This is a genomic window from Nocardioides sp. Z30_9 (assembly GCF_058215735.1).
On sequence record NZ_JBZAJF010000001.1, the window covers coordinates 1,260,567 to 1,278,566 of the forward strand.

At 71.8% G+C, this 18,000-nt stretch carries 15 protein-coding genes; 7 read left to right on the forward strand and 8 right to left on the reverse strand.

Features of this window, described 5'->3' with window-relative positions:
- Positions 1-10: 10 nt before the first annotated feature.
- Positions 11-898, reverse strand: a complete 888-nt coding sequence (gene metF, locus AC4BGB_RS06230; protein WP_490545724.1) for a methylenetetrahydrofolate reductase [NAD(P)H] — start codon at positions 896-898, stop codon at positions 11-13.
- 31 nt (positions 899-929) lie between these two features.
- Between metF and AC4BGB_RS06235 the strand changes: the two genes are divergently transcribed.
- Positions 930-2,015, forward strand: coding sequence for a polyprenyl synthetase family protein (locus tag AC4BGB_RS06235; protein ID WP_490545726.1), 1,086 nt, complete (start codon positions 930-932; stop codon positions 2,013-2,015).
- Positions 2,016-2,104: 89 nt separating this feature from the next.
- On the opposite strand, the gene AC4BGB_RS06240 is transcribed toward AC4BGB_RS06235, so the two are convergent.
- Positions 2,105-2,476 carry an Rv2175c family DNA-binding protein gene (locus AC4BGB_RS06240; protein ID WP_490545728.1) on the reverse strand — a complete coding sequence of 124 codons (372 nt, stop codon included), beginning with the start codon at positions 2,474-2,476 and terminating at the stop codon, positions 2,105-2,107.
- Between the two features lie 6 nt (positions 2,477-2,482).
- On the opposite strand from AC4BGB_RS06240, the gene pknB reads away from it, so the two are divergent.
- The gene (gene pknB / locus AC4BGB_RS06245) at positions 2,483-4,555 is read left to right on the forward strand and encodes a Stk1 family PASTA domain-containing Ser/Thr kinase (protein WP_490545730.1); all 2,073 of its coding nucleotides are present in this window, start codon (positions 2,483-2,485) and stop codon (positions 4,553-4,555) included.
- Positions 4,556-4,677: 122 nt separating this feature from the next.
- A complete protein-coding gene (locus AC4BGB_RS06250; RefSeq protein WP_490545735.1) occupies positions 4,678-5,547 on the forward strand; it encodes a lytic transglycosylase domain-containing protein in 870 nt (289 codons plus the stop codon).
- Positions 5,548-5,620: 73 nt separating this feature from the next.
- Here AC4BGB_RS06250 and AC4BGB_RS06255 read toward each other — a convergent pair whose 3' ends face one another.
- Positions 5,621-6,631 carry a threonine aldolase family protein gene (locus AC4BGB_RS06255; protein WP_490545737.1) on the reverse strand — a complete coding sequence of 337 codons (1,011 nt, stop codon included), beginning with the start codon at positions 6,629-6,631 and terminating at the stop codon, positions 5,621-5,623.
- Positions 6,628-7,281: a TetR/AcrR family transcriptional regulator gene (locus AC4BGB_RS06260; protein WP_490545742.1), complete on the reverse strand. Its 654-nt coding sequence runs from the start codon at positions 7,279-7,281 to the stop codon at positions 6,628-6,630. The genes AC4BGB_RS06255 and AC4BGB_RS06260 overlap by 4 nt, the downstream gene beginning before the upstream one ends.
- Positions 7,282-7,355: 74 nt before the next feature.
- Between AC4BGB_RS06260 and AC4BGB_RS06265 the strand changes: the two genes are divergently transcribed.
- Positions 7,356-8,177, forward strand: coding sequence for an alpha/beta fold hydrolase (locus tag AC4BGB_RS06265; protein WP_490545744.1), 822 nt, complete (start codon positions 7,356-7,358; stop codon positions 8,175-8,177).
- A gap of 193 nt (positions 8,178-8,370) precedes the next feature.
- Here the strand turns inward: AC4BGB_RS06265 and AC4BGB_RS06270 are convergent, their stop codons facing one another.
- The 4 genes from AC4BGB_RS06270 to AC4BGB_RS06285 all read right to left on the reverse strand — a co-directional run bounded on the left by AC4BGB_RS06270 (position 8,371) and on the right by AC4BGB_RS06285 (position 12,713).
- Positions 8,371-8,763: a pyridoxamine 5'-phosphate oxidase family protein gene (locus AC4BGB_RS06270; protein ID WP_490545747.1), complete on the reverse strand. Its 393-nt coding sequence runs from the start codon at positions 8,761-8,763 to the stop codon at positions 8,371-8,373.
- Positions 8,764-8,768: 5 nt separating this feature from the next.
- Positions 8,769-10,109, reverse strand: a complete 1,341-nt coding sequence (locus AC4BGB_RS06275; protein ID WP_490545751.1) for a class II 3-deoxy-7-phosphoheptulonate synthase — start codon at positions 10,107-10,109, stop codon at positions 8,769-8,771.
- Between the two features lie 43 nt (positions 10,110-10,152).
- Positions 10,153-11,610 carry an APC family permease gene (locus AC4BGB_RS06280; RefSeq protein ID WP_490545753.1) on the reverse strand — a complete coding sequence of 486 codons (1,458 nt, stop codon included), beginning with the start codon at positions 11,608-11,610 and terminating at the stop codon, positions 10,153-10,155.
- Positions 11,611-11,684: 74 nt separating this feature from the next.
- Entirely contained in the window at positions 11,685-12,713 is a 1,029-nt protein-coding gene (locus tag AC4BGB_RS06285) for a 6-phosphofructokinase (RefSeq protein ID WP_490545755.1), read from the reverse strand.
- Between the two features lie 96 nt (positions 12,714-12,809).
- Between AC4BGB_RS06285 and glpK the strand changes: the two genes are divergently transcribed.
- The 3 genes from glpK to AC4BGB_RS06300 all read left to right on the forward strand — a co-directional run bounded on the left by glpK (position 12,810) and on the right by AC4BGB_RS06300 (position 17,957).
- A complete protein-coding gene (gene glpK / locus AC4BGB_RS06290; protein ID WP_490545757.1) occupies positions 12,810-14,318 on the forward strand; it encodes a glycerol kinase GlpK in 1,509 nt (502 codons plus the stop codon).
- 165 nt (positions 14,319-14,483) lie between these two features.
- Complete coding sequence (locus AC4BGB_RS06295; RefSeq protein WP_490545759.1) at positions 14,484-15,368, forward strand: universal stress protein; 885 nt, start codon at positions 14,484-14,486, stop codon at positions 15,366-15,368.
- Between the two features lie 18 nt (positions 15,369-15,386).
- Positions 15,387-17,957: a cation-translocating P-type ATPase gene (locus AC4BGB_RS06300; RefSeq protein ID WP_490545761.1), complete on the forward strand. Its 2,571-nt coding sequence runs from the start codon at positions 15,387-15,389 to the stop codon at positions 17,955-17,957.
- Positions 17,958-18,000: the final 43 nt, after the last annotated feature.

Below are 18,000 nucleotides of genomic sequence, written 5' to 3' on the forward strand. Positions count from 1 at the left end.
GGCCCGGGCCTCAGGCCTGGACGGAGAGCGCCGCGAAGATCTCGCGGGTCGCCTTGGAGCGGTTCAGCGTGTAGAAGTGCAGGCCCGGCGCGCCCTGCTCCAGCAGCACGTCGCACAGCTCGGTGGCGATCGCGATGCCCTCCGCGCGTACGGCGGCCGGGTCGTCCTTGAGCGGCTCCAGCCGGGTCATCACCTCGTCGGGGATCTCCCGGCCCGAGAGCTCCACCATCTTCGCCATCGAGCGGAAGTTCAGGATCGGCATGATGCCGGGCACGATCGGGAAGTCGACGCCGACCGCCTGCGCCCGCTCGACCAACCCGAGGTAGTCAGAGGCGCGCAGCACCATCTCGGTCACGGCGAACTCGGCGCCCGCGTCGTACTTGGCCTTGAGCACGGCCACGTCGTCGTCCAGCGACGCGGAGTCTCGGTGGCCCTCCGGGAACGCCGCGACCCCGATGGAGAGGTCGCTGACCCGGCGCAGGTGCGCGACGAGGTCGGAGGCGTACTCGATGCCGCCCTCGGTGGAGACCCAGTCCGACCCGGGACCACCGGGCGGGTCGCCGCGCAGGGCGAGCACGTTGCGCACCCCGGAGTCGACCAGCGCCTGCACGATCCGGTCGAGCTCCTCGGTGGTGTGCCCCACGCAGGTCAGGTGGGCCATCGGCAGCATCGAGGTCTCGTGGGCGATCCGGCGGGTGATCGCGACGGTCCGGTCGCGCGTCGTACCCCCGGCGCCGTAGGTGACCGAGACGAACGTCGGCCGCAGCGGCTCCAGCTCGCTGATCGAGCGCCACAGCACCTCTTCGCCGGCCTCGTCCTTGGGCGGGAAGAACTCGAAGGAGAAGGAGCGCCCGTCCTGCCGGAGCAGGTTCCCGATGCGTCCAGAGCCCTCATTCATGGGTTCGAGAATACGGGTCTACGCTCGCCGGGTGACCTTGCATCACCAACCGTGGGACGCCCGCTGGGACTCCGCCCGCTTCCGCGACGACGTCGAGTCCACCCTCCAGGAGTTCGTCAGCACCCGTGCTGCCTGGCTGGACCGCCTGGGCCCGGACGCCCAGCGGCTGGTCGAGCACGCGCGGGTCAGCGTCTCGGGCGGGAAGCGGCTCCGGGCCGCGTTCTGCTGGTGGGGGCACCAGGCCGTCCGGGAGCCGGAGGACCGCGCCGCCCTGGTGCGCGCGTGCGCGTCCCTCGAGCTGCTCCACGCGAGCGCGCTGGTCCACGACGACTACATGGACGCCTCCGACGTACGCCGTGGCCGGCCCGCGACCCACCGCGCCTTCGAGCAGCTCCACCGCGACCAGGGGTGGGCGACCAGCCCTGAGCAGTACGGCGCCTCCGCCGCGATCCTGATGGGCGACCTGCTGCTCAGCTGGTCCGACGAGCTGCTGCGCACCTGCGGCCTGCCCGCCGACCGGGTGCTGGACGCGCTGGGCTACTTCGACCTCACCCGCAGCGAGGTCGTCACCGGGCAGTTCCTCGACGTCTCCGCGCAGGCGCGGGGATCGGCCGACGTGGAGACCGCGATGACGGTGCTGCGCTACAAGTCGGCGAAGTACTCCATCGAGCGGCCGCTGCACATCGGCGCCGCCCTGGCCGGGGCCAGCCCGGAGATGATCACCCAGCTCACCCGGTTCGGCCTGCCCCTCGGTGAGGCGTTCCAGCTCCGCGACGACCTGCTCGGCGTCTTCGGCGACCCCGAGCTCACCGGCAAGCCCGCCGGCGACGACCTGATCGAGGGCAAGCGCACCGTGCTGATCGCGCTCGCGCTCGACACGCTGCCGGCCGCCGACGCGAAGGTCCTCGACGCCGGCCTGGGCACCGCCCTCGACCCGGGCCAGGTGGAGCACCTGTGCCGCCTGATCGACCAGTCCGGGGCCCGCGAGCAGGTCGAGGCCGTGATCACCCAGCTCACCGAGCGGTCACTCTCCGCCCTCGCCGCAGCCGACATCACCGAGCGCGCCCGCGGCGTACTCGCCGGCCTGGCCGCCGACGCCACCCAGCGCGCCGTCTGACCTCATCGCGGCCCGCTGGGCTCTGGCTCAGCGAGACGTTTCTGCCCGCTCGACGCCGTACGGCGAGACGTTTGTACCCGCTCGACGCGCTAGAGCGCGAGGGCCTGGGCTCGGCGCTTCACCTCGGAGCCGCGGTTCTCGCGGAGGGCGTCGATGGGGCGGCCGGGGAGGGTCTCGTCGGGGGTGAACAGCCAGGTCAGCTTCTCGCGGTCGTCCCAGCCGCCGTCGGAGAACAGGGTCAGCAGGCCCGGCACGCCCTTGACGATCTCGCCGTCCATGATCAGCTCGGCGGGGATCTGCTGGCCCGCGCCAGGGGTCGGTACGGCGGCAGCGAGCTGGTGCTCGCGGATCCACTGCCGGATCTTGCTCACGCTCACGTGCAGCTCGGCGGCGGCCGCCTTCCAGTCGAGCCAGTCGGTGATCAGCGTTGCCAGGTCGTCCTCGGGGGTGTTGTCACTCACCTGCACATGCTCCCATCACGCCCAATCACCCGGCCCACCTACCGGGTCTGGGCGCCCGGAGCGCCTAAACTCCCGGGGCAGTCGGGTCTCTTCCCCAGCCCGGCGCAGGAGGAGACCGTGGACCGCAGCGCCGATGCCTTGACCGGGCGCGTCCTGGACGGCCGGTACCGCGTCGGCCCCCGGATCGCCCGCGGCGGCATGGCCACCGTCTACGAGGCCACCGACCTGCGCCTGGACCGCACGGTGGCGGTCAAGGTGATGCACGAGGGGCTGGCCGACGACGACGAGTTCGTACGACGCTTCCAGCGCGAGGCGCGCTCCGCGGCCCGCCTGTCCCACCACAACGTGGTCGCCGTCTTCGACACCGGCGACGACAACGGCACCTTGTTCCTGGTGATGGAGTACGTCCCCGGCCGGACCATGCGCGACCTGATCCGCACCGAGGCGCCGATGTCGCCGGGCAGGGCCCTGGCCGTGATCGAGCCCGTCCTGGCCGCGCTCGCCGCCGCCCACGACGCCGGCATCCTGCACCGCGACGTCAAGCCCGAGAACGTGCTGCTGGCCGACGACGGCCGGGTCAAGGTCGCCGACTTCGGCCTCGCCCGCGCGATCAACTCCGAGACCCAGCACACGGCCACGGGCGGGGTGCTGATCGGCACCGTGTCCTACCTCTCCCCCGAGCTGGTGGTCAACGGCAAGGCCGACGCCCGCGCCGACGTCTACGCCGCCGGGGTGCTCATCTACGAGATGCTCACCGGGCACAAGCCCCACCAGGCGGCCAGCCCGATCCAGGTCGCCTACAAGCACGTCCACGAGGACATCCCCGCGCCGTCGGCCTCCACGCCCGGCATCCCGCCGTACGTCGACGCGCTGGTCGCCCGGGCCACGGCCCGCGACACCGCCCTGCGGCCCGCCGACGCACGCGTGCTGCTCCACCAGGTACGCCGCGTCCGCAACGCGCTCGACCACGGCGTCGTCGAGGATCCCGACCTGGTGGACGACCTCGTCCCGACGGTGCCGGTGGGCGGCATCCGCACCCCCACCGGCGAGCTCCCGGCGCAGATCATCGAGGCGCACGACCTGAGCAGCCTGCAGGACGAGGACGACGACCGCGACGCGCTGCTCCTCGCCACGGCTCCCCCCGGCAACCAGCGCCCCGTGCGCAGCGACCCTGCCCCCGTACGCCCTGCGCAGCGCTCCCGCCGCGGGCCGGCGCTGCTCGCGGTCGTGGTCACGCTCGCGGTCCTCGCGGCCCTGGGCGGGTGGTACCTCGGGGTCGCCCGCTACACCTCCACCCCCGGTGTGGTGAACACCAGCGAGGCCGCCGCCCGGGTCAAGCTCCACCAGGCCGGGCTCTCGATGGAGGTCACCGACGAGGCCTTCCACGAGACCGTCGCCAAGGGCGCGGTGATCTCCACCGACCCCGACCCGGGCGAGCGCGTCCGCAAGGACGGCACCGTGGGTGCGGTCATCTCGCTGGGCCCCGAGCGCCACGACGTGCCCGACGTCGCCGGGAAGAGCCTCGACGAGGCGCAGCGCGCCCTGGACGACTCGAAGCTGCAGTACGGCGACTCGATCGAGCGCTTCCACGAGAAGGTCCCCGCAGGCCGGGCGATCGGGACCGACCCCGCGAGCGGCACGTCGTTGCGGCGCAACGCCGCCGTCGACGTGATCATGAGCAAGGGCCCGCGGCCGATCACGATCCCGATCATGGTGGGCAAGCCCCTCCCCGCCGCGAAGACCGCCCTGGAGAAGCTGGGCTTCAAGGTGGGCGCCTCCGAGGCCAACGACGACACCGTCCCCACCGGCCGGATCATCTCGCAGAACCCCGCCGAGGGCACCGGCAAGAAGGGCGACACGATCTCGTTGGTGGTCTCCAAGGGCCCGGTGATGGTGCAGGTGCCCGACGTGGTCTCGATGGGCTTCGAGGCCGCCAAGCAGCGCCTGGAGGCGGCCGGCTTCAAGGTGACCTCGCGCGAGGCGAGCCTCTACATCGGGGTCAGGTACGTCGTGGCCACCGATCCCGCGCCCGGGACGATGGCGCCCAAGGGCAGCGTCGTCGTGGTCAGCATCGTCTGAGCCGGATCTCCGCGACGTCTGGGCGGCTCACCCGGCGCGCCGCCACGCCTGCAACATCAGCAACTTCAGTCACTTCCGTCACACTGGTAACGTGCTTGGCTTCGCCCGCAGACGGAGGAAACATGTCACTTCCCCGACGCAGAGCACGATCCCTGGTGGCCACGCTGGCCGGCACCGTGACGGCAGCCGCGCTGCTTCCCGCGGCGCCTGCCCAGGCCCAGCCGATGACGCAGGCCCGCGCCTCGGCGCAGGCACCCGCGGCACTGCCCCAGTGGCAGCCGTGGCCCGGCCACCCCGACCGCGCGATCAGGCGGCACGTGGTGGGTCCCGGCGACACGGCGACCGGCCTCGCGGTGCGCTACCGAGCGTGGACCGCCGAGCTGGTCCGGTTGAACGGCCTCGGGCCCCGCGGGGTGCTCAGGCAGGGCCAGGTCCTGAAGATCCCGGTGGTGCTCTCCGCCGTACGCCGTGACGGCGGAGCCGTGCCCACCGGCAAGGTCCGGGAGAAGGCGAAGCCGAAACCCGCCTGGCTCCAGATGCACCAAGCCCGGCCGGCCGGGCGGGGCTGGCTGCACGCCGACCTGTCGCGCCAGCAGGTCCGCCGGCTCGTCGTACGCACGGCCCGGCAGCAGGGTGTGCCCCCCAAGCTCGCGCTCGCCGTCGCCTGGCAGGAGTCGGGCTGGCAGCAACGCCGGGTCTCCAGCGCCGGCGCGCTGGGCGTGATGCAGGTGATGCCGGACACCGGCCGCTGGATGCGCTGGTACGTCGGCCGGCCCCTGCGGCTGCGCGACACCCACGACAACGTGCTCGCGGGGGTGACCGCCCTGCGCGTGCTCCGCGACTCCACCAAGCGCGACAACAACGCGATCGCGGCGTACTACCAGGGCCTCGGCGCCGTACGCCGCATCGGCCTCTTCGACGACACGGTCGCCTACGTGAAGTCGGTGCGCGCCCACGAGCGCCAGATCACCCGGACCGGCAGCCCCGCGTAGGGACCGCCCCGCCGGGATAGTCCGAGACGTTTCCGTTGCCAGATGTCCGTTTCGACGACGGATTGGTCTCGGACTATCCGGAAATGGCGGCGATCAGGCGGGTGAGCACCTTGGCGGCCTGCTCCACGGCGGCGCGGTCGACGTCGAGGTGGGTGAGCATCCGGACGCGGCGGGGGCCGACGGCTCCGATCAGGACGCCCTCCTCGCGGGCCGCGGCGACCAGCTGGATCGCGTCGGGGACGTCCACGACCACGATGTTGGTCTCGGTCAGGGCCGGGTCGCCGCCGCAGGCCTCGGCGAGGAGGCGGGCGTGCTCGTGGTCCTCGGCCATGCGCTCGAGGTTGTGGTCCAGCGCGTAGAGACCGGCCGCGGCGAGCACGCCGACCTGGCGCATGCCGCCGCCTATCCGCTTGCGCAGCACGCGCGCCTCGGCGATCTGGTCGGCACTGCCCAGCACCAGGGAGCCGATCGGCGCGCCGAGCCCCTTCGAGAGGCACACCGCCATCGTGTCCGTGATCGCGCCGTACGCCGCCAGCGGGACGCCGTGGGCCACGTGGGCGTTCCAGATCCGGGCACCGTCCATGTGCACCGCGCAACCGGCCTCGTCGGCGAAGGCGCGCAGCGCCTCGAGGTCCTCGATCGGCAGCACGGTGCCGCCGGCGAAGTTGTGGGTGTTCTCCACGGAGATCGCGGTGGTGCGCACGAAGAACGACCCCATGTCGGGGGCGTACATCGACCTGATCGTGTCCAGGTCGACCTGCCCCTCAGGGTGGACCCAGGTCCGGCTGGTCAGCCCGGTGAACGCACCGTGCGCGCCGAGCTCGGCGCGCAGGATGTGCGCCCGGGACTCGCACAGCACCTCCTGGCCGGGGCCGACCAGGAGCGCGAGCGCGATCACGTTCGCCATCGAGCCGGTGGGGGTGAACAGCGCGGCCTCGTGGCCGAACAGCTCCGCGACCCGCTCCTGGAGCAGCCCCACCGTGGGGTCCTCGCCGTAGACGTCGTCGCCCACCTCGGCCTCAGCCATGGCGCGGCGCATGCCCTCGCTGGGGCGGGTGACGGTGTCCGAGCGCAGGTCGATCATGGGTCGAGCCTAGAAGGCGGGCGGCTGCCTTGGGCCTCCGGAGCAGATCCGGTGTCGTCCGGACCCTGCTGAGGACGTGGTGGTCGAGGCGCCAGCAGCGGGCTGATCAGCTCGACGAGCGCCAACCGCGTCTGTTCGGGGTCCAGACGAGCGTCGAGGCGCAGGATCCGCCAGGTGGTCGCGTCACACGCCGCCGTGACCTGCGCCAGTCGGCGATCACGGGTGAGCGCGTCCCCATCGTCGTCGAGGTGCCGCTCGAAGGTGCGGCGGCACCAGGACAGGTGGTAGGCGCGGCCGTCCGCCACCGCCTGGGCCAGGCCCTCGATCATGCCGGCCTCCGCGTAGACCTTGAGGATGAGCGCTCCGTAGGTCTCGTAGTGCGTGACCAGGTCCGCAACGATCCCGGCTGGGTCCTCCGAGGCGCCGGCCTCACGCGAGGCCACAATGCGCGCCAGCTCACGCTCGACGGTGGCGCGCATCAGACCCGCCTTGCTCCCGAACCGGCGGATCACGGTCTGGGTAGTCACGCCGGCGTCGGCCGCGACGTCGTCGAGGCGCACCTCGTCGTACGGCAGCCGGCCGAACCGCCGCAGCATCGCGTCGACGATGCGCGTACCCGTCTCCTCGGCGGCAGCGGCGCGCGCCGTCATGGTATAGACCCGATCTTTCATGTTAGTTAGACTAACATCAATTATTCTGGACTCCACGAAACGAAAGGCACGACATGACCACCACTTCGCCCTCCGAGCGGACGGTCGCCGTCTCGACCCGTCTCGGTGCCCTGCACGTCCGCACGCTCGGCACGGGCCGGACAACCGTCCTGTGGCCGTCGATGTTCGTCGACAGCCACACCTGGGACCTGATGCTGCCGCACCTGGCTCCCGATCGGCGCTACCTGCTGGTGGACGGGCCCGGCCTGGGTCTGAGCGAGCCGCTGAGCCGCGAGAGCGACATCGCCGAGGCGGCTGACGCGGCGGTCGACCTCTTGGCCGGCCTGTCGATCACCGAGCCCGTCGACTGGGTGGGCAACGCCTTCGGAGGACACGTCGGTTTCAAGCTCGCGACCCGACCCGGCCTGCTGCGCAGCCTGGTGGCGGTCAGCTCCCCCACGGAGCCGATCACTGCCGCGCTCCGCCGCCGCATCCTCCTGCTTCGCCCCCTCTTGCGGACGGTCGGCGCCGTTGGTCCCGTCCGGAGCGCGGTCCTGGACGCGATGCTCACCGAGACCTCGCAGGCGGACGACGCCCTCCGGCGCACGGTCGTGGACAGCCTGGGGCGCCCGACCCGCGCCAGCATGTCGAAAGCGCTCGGCTCCTTCATCCTCAACCGCGTCGACGTCACGGACGAGCTCGGCGACATCTGCGTCCCGAGCCTGTTCGTCGCCTCGGACGACCGCGGGGACTGGAGCCCTCAGGACGCCGCGGCAGCCGCCGACCGCGCCCCGGACGCTCGAGTTGCAACGGTCACCGGAGCCCGCACCCTGATCCCGCTCGAGCAGCCGGAGGCGTTGGCCGCACTACTGCAGAGCTTCTGGGACCAGCTGTGAGCCAGCCGCGCTAGCGAGCGACGGGTGGACATCACCGTTCCCGGCCCCCGCGTCCTCGTCGGGGCGGTATCCGTGGCGCCGAGGCCCGCACGGGGCCGTTCACCACGGCGCGCACCTCACCAGATGGTCTCGACTGACCGCTCGCGTACCTCGATGCTCGACCGGCGGTCCCCACCACTCGACCACCGACGGATCACACGTTGCCGATGGCGCTGGTGATCGTGATCCGCAGGGCCACCCGGTCGGGGTTCTCCCGTGGCTGGCGGTAGCGCTCGGCGTAGCGGCGTACGGCCTCGGCGACGGAGCCCGGGTCGTCGAGGACCTCGGCCGTGCCCTCGATCGTGGACCACCGCGCGCCGTCGACCTGGCACGCCGCGACCCGGGGGTCGCTCCCGGCGCGGAGGTTGGCGACCTTCTGCGAGGTCCCCGAGGTGATCGCCCAGGCGACACCGGCCTCCACGTCCACCACCACGCCCATCGGTACGACGTGCGGGGACCCGTCACGGCGCAGGGTGGTCACGGTGCACAGGTGCCGCTCCCGCCAGAACGCCAGGTGGTCCCCGGCGAGCTGGCGGACCCGGGGCACGCGGCTCAGGCCTTGCGGAGCATCTCGGCGACCAGGAACGACAGCTCGAGGGACTGGACCCGGTTCAGGCGGGGGTCGCAGACCGACTCGTAGCGGTTGCCCAGGTCGACCTCGAGCAGCTCCTCGCCACCGCCGACGCACTCGGTGACGTCGTCACCGGTGAGCTCGACGTGCAGGCCGCCGGGCCACGTGCCGACCGCGCGGTGCACGTCGAAGAAGCCCTGGACCTCCTCGATCACGTCGTCGAACGCGCGGGTCTTGTAGCCCGAGGACGCCTCGAAGGTGTTGCCGTGCATCGGGTCGCAGACCCAGGCCACCTCGACGCCGGCCGCGTGCACCTTCTCCAGCAGCGGAGGCAGGTGGGTGCGGATCTTGCCCGCACCCATCCGGGTGATGAACGTGAGCCGCCCGGGCTCGTTGGCCGGGTTGAGCTTGGCGGCCAGCGCGATCGCGTCGTCGGCGCTCGTGGTGGGACCGAGCTTGACCCCGATCGGGTTCTGGATGTGGCTGAGCAGCTCCACGTGGGCGCCGTCGAGCTGGCGGGTGCGCTCACCGATCCACACGAAGTGGCTGGAGACGTCGTAGGGCAGCTGGGTGCGGCTGTCGGTGCGGGTCAGGGCGTGCTCGTACTCCAGCACCAGCGCCTCGTGACTGGAGTGGAAGTCGACGCGGTGGAACTCGTCCGGGTCGGCGCCGATGGCCGACATGAAATTCAGCGCGCGGTCGATCTCGGCGGCCACCTGCTCGTACTTGCGGCCCGCCTCGGAGCCGCGGACGAAGTCGGTGTTCCAGGTGTGCACCTGGCGCAGGTCGGCGTACCCACCGGTGGTGAAGGCGCGCACGAGGTTCAGGGTCGCCGCGGAGGCGTGGTAGACCTCGACGAGGCGCTGCGGGTCGTGGCGGCGGGACTCCTCGGTGAACGCGAAGCCGTTGACGGCGTCACCGCGGTACGCCGGCAGCGTCACGCCGTCGCGGGTCTCGAAGTCCGAGGAGCGCGGCTTGGCGTACTGGCCGGCCAGCCGTCCGAGCTTCACGACCGGCACCGACGCGGCGTAGGTGAGCACGACGGCCATCTGGAGCAGGACGCGCAGCTTGTTGCGGGTGTTGTCGGCGGTCACTCCGGCGAAGGTCTCGGCGCAGTCACCACCCTGGAGCAGGAACGCCTCGCCGCGGGTGACCGCGGCGAGCTTCTCCTTCAGCGCGTCGCACTCTCCCGCGAACACGAGCGGTGGCATGCTGCGCAGCCGCGTGACGGCTGCCTCGACCGCTGCGGGGTCGGCGTAGGTGGGCTGCTGAGCGGGACCCATGGCGTGCAGCGTCGCCAGGTCGGGAACTGATTCGGACACCACGCCAGACTACGTGGCCTGTGGGCTCCGGTCCGAACCGCGGTCACCCCTCCAGCTTGCCGACGTCCTTGAACTCGCCGCCGCCCTGGCCCGAGGCGCGGTTGAGCCCCAGGGTCACCAGCCACAGCACCACTCCGAGGACGAGCAGCCCGCCGGCGATCTGGTACTGGATCCAGTCGTCGCGGTCACGCGCCCACGGGCCGACCAGGAACAGGCAGGCGACCGCGGCGACGAGCGGCGTCGGCCCGGGCGCGCGGAAGGCGCCCTCGGCACCCGGCTCGCGCCGCAGCACCAGGCAGGCGATGTTCACCACGGCGAACACGCACAGCAGCAGCAGGCCGGTGGTGCCGGCCAGCGAGGCGATCACGTCGTTCTCGGCCATCAGGGTCACCACCACGATCACGCACAGCGCGAGCACCGTGGAGAACGCGATCCCGGCCCACGGCGTACGCCGCCCGGGGAGGACCTTGCCCAGCACCCGGGGCAGCACCCGCTGGTTGGCCATCCCGTAGAGCAGCCGGCTCGCCATCAGCATGTTGATCAGGGCGGTGTTGGCCACGGCGAACACGGTCAGGAACGGGAAGACCTTGTCGATCGGGAAGTTCGGCGCCCCGGTCTTGACGACCTCGAGCAGCACCTTGCCCTCGTCGTTGACCACGCTCTCGATCCGGCCCTCGGGGATCACGGCGATCACCGAGATCGCGACGAGGATGTAGCAGACCACCGCGATCCCCAGCGCGGTGAGCATGATCCTGGGGAAGACCTTCACCGGGTCCTTGGTCTCCTCGACCATGTTGACCGAGTCCTCGAAGCCCACCATCGCGAAGAAGGCGACGGCCGTGGCGACCGTCACGGCCAGGAACATCCCGCGCTCGCTGCCGGAGTTGAACACCACGATCCGGCCGAGGTCGGCGTTGCCCTGGGCCATCACGTAGAAGCCGACCCCGATCACGATCGCCAGCGCGATGATCTCGATCAGGGTCAGCAGCACGTTGAACTTCACGCTCTCGCCGACCCCGCGCAGGTTGATCACCGCGAGGACCAGCATGAACAGCAGCGCGACCACCAGCACGGGCGTGGTGCCTCCCGGCACCTCCATCCCGATGCCCTCCAGGCCCGCGAGCAGGTTGGTCGCCAGCAGGTTGGAGGAGGTCGACGCGCTGGTGATGCCCGAGCAGATCACCCCGAAGGCCACCAGGAACGTCACGAAGTGCAGGCCGAAGGCCTTGTGCGCGTACAGCGCCGCGCCGGCCGCCTGGGGATGGTTGGTGACCAGCTCCAGGTAGGACAGCGCGGTCAGGGTGGCCACCCCGAACGCCACCAGGAACGGCACCCACACGATGCCGCCCACCTCGAGCGCCATCTCCCCGGTCACCGCGTAGATGCCCGCGCCCAGGATGTCGCCGACGATGAACAGCAGCAGGAGCTTGGGGCCCATGACCCGCTTGAGGCCCTCGTCCTGCTCGGTGAGGTCGTCGTGCTCCGAGGTGCTTGGCGACATTGCTTCCTCCAGGGTGGGGAGTTCCTTCGCCTAATCGTGGACCACGCCCGGCCTCACTGCGAGCGTGGCGCGCCTCAGCCGAAGAAGACCTCGGCCTCGGCGTACTCCTCGGGCTTGACCAGCTTGAGCTCGGCGGTGCCCTCGGCGAGCGGCACCCGCACGATGTCGGTGCCGCGCAGGGCCATCATCTTGCCGTAGTCCTGGTCGGCGACGGAGGTGATCGCCTGGAGGCCGAAGCGGGTGGCCAGCCACCGGTCGAACGCGGTCGGGGTGCCGCCGCGCTGCACGTGGCCCAGGACCACGGCGCGGGCCTCCTTGCCGGTGCGGTCCTCGATCTCCTTGGCGAGCCGGTCGCCGATGCCGCCGAGCCGCACGTGGCCGAACGCGTCCTTCTCGCCGCTGATCAGGGTCATGTCGCCGCCCTCGACCGGCGTCGCCCCCTCGGAGACGACGATGATCGGCGCGTAGTGCGACTCGAACCGCTTCTCGACGTACCCGCACACCTTCTCGATGTCGAAGGGCTGCTCGGGGATGAGTACGACGTTCGCCCCTCCCGCGATGCCGGCGTGCAGCGCGATCCAGCCCGCGTGCCGGCCCATCACCTCGACGACCAGGACGCGGTGGTGCGACTCCGCGGTGGTGTGCAGCCGGTCGATCGCCTCCATCGCGATGTTCACGGCCGTGTCGAAGCCGAAGGTGAAGTCGGTCCCGGAGAGGTCGTTGTCGATCGTCTTGGGCACCCCGACGACGTTGACGCCGAGGTCGGCGAGCTTGGTGGCCACGCCGAGCGTGTCCTCGCCGCCGATGGCGATCAGGGCGTCCACGCCGTTGGCGGCGAGGTTGTCCTTGATCTTCTCGACCCCGCCGTCGATCTTGAACGGGTTGGTGCGCGAGGACTTCAAGATGGTCCCGCCGCGGGGCAGCACACCGCGCACCTGGTCGACCCCGAGCTCGGTGGTGAGGTTCTCCAGCGGACCACGCCACCCGTCGAGGAAGCCGACGAACTCGAAGCCGTACTCCTTGACGCCCTTGCGGACGATGGCCCGGATCACAGCGTTCAGTCCGGGGCAGTCGCCCCCACCTGTGAGCACTCCGACGCGCATGTTCTCTCCCTCTGCTGGAATTGGATCGTTCAACATCCAACCTCTATCCGGCTCGGTCGTCCACCCCGGCACCGGGTCCCCCTAATGTCAGGGTCCATGAGCGGAACGAACAGTGCCACAGCCGTCCTCGCCATCGATGCCGGCACCACCGGGGTGACCGTCCTCGTGGTCACCGCGGACGGGCGGATCATGGCCCGCGGCTACCAGGAGTTCCGGCAGCACTTCCCCCGCCCGGGCTGGGTCGAGCACGCACCCGAGGAGATCTGGCAGGCGACCCTGGAGGCCACCCGGGACTGCCTCAAGGCGTGGGACGGGACCCCGAGCGACCTCTCCGGCATCGGGATCACCAACCAGCGCGAGACCGTGCTGCTCTGGGACCGCGAGACTCTGGGCTCCCCGCGGCGCGCGATCGTGTGGCAGGACCGGCGTACCGCCGACATCTGCCGCCGGATGCGCGAGGAGGGCCACGAGGAGCGCGTCACCGAGCTCACCGGCCTGCGCCTGGACCCCTACTTCTCCGGAACCAAGCTGGTCTGGCTCGCCGAGAACGAGCCGAACACCTGGGCCCTGGTCGGCGACGGCCGCTACGCGATCGGCACCATCGACTCCTACCTGATCGCCCGGATGACCCGCGGCACCTGGCACGTCACCGACGTCTCCAACGCCTGCCGCACGCTGCTGTTCGACCTCGAGACCGGGGACTGGTCCGAGGAGCTGTGCCGGCTCTTCGGCGTCCCGATGGACGCGCTGCCCGAGATCGTGCCCAACTGGGGCGAGCTGGCACGCACCGACCCGAAGAGCTACCTCGACCTCGACCTGCCCATCTCCGGCATCGCCGGCGACCAGCAGTCGGCGCTGTTCGGCCAGACCTGCTTCGACGTGGGCGACTCCAAGTGCACCTACGGCACCGGTTCGTTCATCCTGACCAACACCGGGAGCGAGGTGATCCGCTCCGACGCGGGGCTGCTCTCCACCGCGGCGTGGCGCTCCCCCGCCGGTGAGACCACCTACGCGCTGGAGGGGGCGATCTTCGTCACCGGCGCGGCGGTGCAGTGGCTGCGCGACGGCCTCCAGATCGTCGGGTCCGCGGCCGAGACGGCCGCGATCGCCTCCACGGTGGAGACCACCGACGGCGTGGTGTTCGTCCCGGCGCTGACCGGGCTGGGCGCGCCCCACTGGGACCCGCACGCGCGAGGCACGATCCTGGGCATCACCCGGGGTACGACGCGCGCGCACCTGGTCCGGGCCACGCTGGAGGCGATCGCCTTCGAGGTGCGCGACGTCACCGACACGATGCCGACGAAGCTCACCTCGCTGATGGTCGACGGCGGCGCCGCCGCGAACGACCTGCTCTGCCAGTTCCAGGCCGACCTGCTCGGCGTGCCCGTGCAGCGGCCGGAGATCGTCGACACCACCGCTCTCGGCGCCGCCTTCATGGCCGGGCTCGGCACCGGGGTCTGGGACTCGACGGAGGACCTGCGCGAGACCTGGCACCTGGACCGGGAGTTCGGCCCCGACGAGTCCGCGGAGGCCCGGGAGCGCACCGACGCCTCCTACGCCCTGTGGCGCAAGGGCGTGGAACGCGCCAAGGACTGGGCGCAGTAGCCACTCGCGCGCTCCACCGCGCCGGCTCCATGGAACGGCGACCCGGCAGTGCGGGCCTAGGGCCTTTGGTCCCGGCACGCCACTGCATTCCGCCCTACTCCCGCCGCGTCCTCCGGGCGAGAGTGGAACTGAGTCGCACGGGTCCCTCACAGAGCTGGAGCGAGCATGAGCCTCACTGCGGGATCCATCGTCGTCGGCGTCGACGGCTCCAGTGCCTCCGACCAGGCCCTCGCCTGGGCCGCCAGGCGGGCCGGCGCCGAGAACCGGGTCCTGTCGGTGGTGCACGCCGTGCCGCCGACCACGCCGGTGCTGCTCGATCCGGCCGGCCACAACCCGCGGGAGGCCCGCGACCTGTCCCTGCGGCAGAAGGGCCAGGGGGTCCTCGCCGCCGCCCGTGAGCAGGTGTTCCAGGTGGCGCCCGACGTCACCGTCGAGGAGCTGTGCCTGGTCGACGACCCCCGCGAGGCGCTGGTCGAGATCTCAGCCACGGCCCGGACCATGGTGCTCGGGTCGCGCGGGCGGGGGCGGATGAAGAGCCTGCTCCTCGGTTCCACGGCCGTTGCCGTCGTACGCCATGCGAGGTGCCCGGTGATCGTGCACCGCCCCCGCCCCCCGGGCACCGCGACCCAGCGCCACGGGATCGCCGTGGGCGCCGACGCCACACCGGACTCCCTGCCCGTGCTGGAGTTCGCCTTCCGCGAGGCCTCCATCGAGAAGCTGCCCCTGACCGTCGTGCACAGCTTCTGGTACTTCGAGGCAGCACCCACCGCGCTCGGCGACGACTCCTCGGTCGTGGGGCAGCGGCGTCGCGCGCTGGCGGAGTCGCTGGCGGGGTTCGGGGAGAGGTACCCGGACGTGAGCGTCTACACCGAGATCGACCAGGGGATGCCGGAGCGGTTCCTGCTGGGGCTCGCCGAGAGCATGGACATGCTGATCGTCGGCGCCCACCACGGCAGCCGCGCGGAGCAGTTCATGTTCGGCTCCGTCTCGGTGTGGCTGGTCGAGCACGCCCGCTGCCCCGTCGGGGTCGTCCCGCTGTCGGTGGGCTGACCCGTATGGGTTGGTGACATGGCACCCTCCGGCTTGTCCACCGCCGAGGCCACCCGGCTGCTGAGCGAGGTCGGGCCCAACGAGGTCGCCCAGCGGGGACGGGTCTCGGTGTGGTCCAGCATCGGCGTCCAGCTCCGCGACCCGCTGATCCTGGTGCTCCTCGGGGCCTGCGTGCTGACCGTGTTCATCGGGGACCTCACCGACGCGGCCGTCATCGTGGTCGTGGTCGTGGTGAACACCACCGTGGGCGTCTACCAGGAGCTCAAGGCCGACCGCGCGATCACCGCACTGGCGGCCATGTCGGCCCCCTCGGTCCGGGTACGCCGCGACGGGGTGGAGGTCTCGCTGCCCAGCGCCGACCTCGTCCCCGGTGACGTGATCGCCCTGGGCGAGGGAGACATCGTGCCGGCGGACTCCGAGGTGCTCGAGGCCTCGTCGCTGCTCATCGACGAGGCGGCGCTGACCGGCGAGTCGGTCGCGGTGGGCAAGGGCGTCGGCGACCCCCTCTCCTCGGGCACCGTGGTGGTCAAGGGGCGGGTCTCGGCACACGTCACCGCGACCGGTCCCTCCAGCGCGATGGGCAGGATCGCCGCGCTGATGGACTCCCGGGTCCAGGTGACGCCGCTCCAGCAGCGGCTCGCCGGGCTGGGGCGCGTCCTGGCGATCACCGCCGTGGCGCTGTGCGGGGTCGTCCTGGTGATCGGCGTGCTCAACGACCGGTCGCTGGAGCTGATGCTCGTCACCGCCGTCAGCCTCGCGGTCGCCGCGGTCCCGGAGTCGCTGCCGGCGGTCGTCACGCTGAGCCTCGCGCTGGGGGCGAGCCGGATGGCGGCACGCAGCGCGGTGGTACGCCGGCTCCCGGCCGTCGAGACCCTCGGGTCGGTCACCGTGCTCAGCACCGACAAGACCGGCACGCTGACGCAGGCGGTGATGGTGGTCGAGCAGCTGTGGACCCCCGAGCACACCGTGCGCGTCACCGGGGACGGGTACGCACCGGTCGGGGAGCTGCGCCCCGAGGGGACGACGCAGGACCCGGCCGGCCTCGCCGACGTACGCGACCTGCTCCTGGCCGGCACCCTGTGCAACGACGCCGCCCTCGTTCCGCCGGCCGAACCCGGCGGCCAGTGGTCCGGGTTGGGCGACCCCACCGAGGTCGCGCTTGTCACCGCCGGCGCCAAGGCCGGGATCGACAAGGCGCAGGCCGAGGCGGAGTACCCGCGGGAGGCGGAGGTCCCGTTCGACAGCGCGACCCAGCAGATGACCACCGTCCACCGCACCCCCGGCGACCGCCTCCTCGTGGTCACCAAGGGATCTGTCGAGGCACTCCACGAGCGCCACGGCCGGTTCGGTCGCGGAGACGAGTGGAGCAGCGCCCTGGCCCGGGCCGCGGAGCTCTCGTCGCAGGGCTTCCGGGTGCTCGCCCTGACCTCCGCGGAGAGCGCCGACGCCTCCTGGGAGGACGCCGAGCACCGGCTGCTGGGCCTGGTGGCGATGGAGGACCCCCCGAAGCCGGCCGCACGCTCCACGATCGCGGCCTGCCGGGCGGCCGGCATCCTGCCGGTCCTGATCACCGGCGACCACCCCGCGACCGCAGGTGCGGTCGCACGCCAGGTCGGTGTGCTGAGCGAGGCGGAGGCGGCCCAGCACGACGCGGTGGTGACCGGTGCCCAGATCGCGGCGGGCGAGGTCCCCGACCTCACCGCCGTGCGGGTCTTCGCCCGGACCAACCCCGAGCAGAAGCTCGACATCGTCCAGGCCTGGCGCGACCGCGGGGCCATCGTGGCGATGACCGGGGACGGGGTCAACGACGGTCCCGCGCTACGCCGCTCGGACATCGGCGTCGCGATGGGGCACCGCGGCACCGAGGTGGCCCGGCAGGCCGCCGACCTGGTCCTGGCCGACGACGACCTCAGCACCGTGGTGGCAGCCGTCGAGGAGGGACGCCGGGTCTACGCCAACATCCGGGGCTTCCTCGTCTTCGGGCTCTCGGGCGGCGCGGCGGAGATCCTGGTGATGCTCCTGGGACCGGCCGTGGGCCTCGGGGTGCCGCTGCTCGCGGCGCAGATCCTGTGGATCAACCTGCTCACCCACGGGGTCACCGGAGTCGCCATGGGGGCCGAGCCCGCCGAGCCCGACCTGATGGCGCGTCCCCCGCGCCCACCCGACCAGAGCGTGCTCGGCGATGGACTGTGGCAGCGCGTCCTGGCCCTGGCGGTCATCTTGTCGGTGACCAGCCTGGCGGTGGGGGTCTGGGCGCGGGAGGCCGACAAGCCCTGGCAGTCGATGGTGTTCCTGTCGCTGGTCGCCGTCCAGCTGGGGGTGGCGATGGGGCTGCGGCCCAAGCAGCTGACCCGCGAGAACCCGCTGCTGCCGGTCACCGTGGCCGGGTCGCTGGTGCTGGCCTTCGTCGGCCTCTACGTGCCGGTCTTCCAGACCTTCCTGGGGACCGAGGCGCTGTCCCTGCCCGACGTGGCCGTGGCGACCGGGACGATCGTGGTGGGGTGGGCGGCCGCGATGCTCATGCGCCGGCTGTTCCAGAGCAACGACCGCACCCCGACCGGCGACCACGTCGCGGTGGCGGCCCCGTGACGGAGGCGGTCACGGGGCCGGCCCGGGCACCACACCTGGGCAT